This is a genomic window from Ralstonia sp. Ralssp135 (assembly GCF_047304345.1).
Classification (GTDB): domain Bacteria; phylum Pseudomonadota; class Gammaproteobacteria; order Burkholderiales; family Burkholderiaceae; genus Ralstonia; species Ralstonia chuxiongensis.
On record NZ_JBGLYZ010000111.1, the window covers coordinates 1 to 253 of the forward strand.

The following is a 253-nucleotide window of genomic DNA, read 5'->3' on the forward strand; positions in this document are numbered from 1 at the left end:
TCCACATCGCGCACGTCCCAGCACACGTCGATGAGCGCCGTCGCCGGCATGCCTAGACTGATTGACTCGACCTTGACCTCGACCATCTTTGTTTTGCCGAGCTGACGGAGTCCGTCATCACGCTGGCTCCTGAGTAGGTTCTTTTGAGCAGCGAGCTGGGCACTCGATGCGACGCCATCCAGATCAGCCGGCGGAACGGAGGCGTCTTGGCGCGCGCGATCGACAGTCGAAAAATACCTCCGCAAAGCGGTGG

Annotated in this window: 1 protein-coding gene; it reads right to left on the reverse strand. The window is 60.9% G+C overall.

Annotated features, from left to right (window positions below):
• The coding region (locus ACCD03_RS25590) for a hypothetical protein (protein ID WP_413413292.1) at window positions 1–253 on the reverse strand (253 nt) is incomplete at both ends.